Genomic DNA, 299 nt, shown 5'->3' on the forward strand with positions numbered 1-299 from the left:
TTGTTTCTGTATTTTTGTAAGTGTTCGTAATCGTTGTTCCTTCTACTTTTGTTTCGTAGCCATCAACTTTCACTTCACTTACTGTGTACTTGTACTCTTTTCCTGTTTCATCGTACTTTGGTAGGTCTTTGAAATTGAAATTCCAGTTTCCTTCCTTATTTGCTTCCACTTTTGCGTCTGTAAACACTTTATCATTTTGAAGCAATTGTACTGTGATGCTTTCTGGACGTGTGTTGAACTTGTTGTTGTAGTCTTCCCAGACTTTCTTACCACTAATTTCTATTGTTTCTGTATTTTTG

At 35.1% G+C, this 299-nt stretch carries 1 protein-coding gene; it reads right to left on the reverse strand.

Going from position 1 to position 299, the window contains the following annotated elements; all coding sequences use genetic code 11:
- On the reverse strand, positions 1-299 hold a 299-nt coding region (locus BAU27_RS14420; RefSeq protein WP_139254651.1), incomplete at both ends, for a Cna B-type domain-containing protein.

The sequence above is a fragment of the Bacillus sp. NH11B genome (assembly GCF_001884205.1).
Lineage (GTDB): Bacteria > Bacillota > Bacilli > Bacillales > Bacillaceae_G > Bacillus_A > Bacillus_A proteolyticus.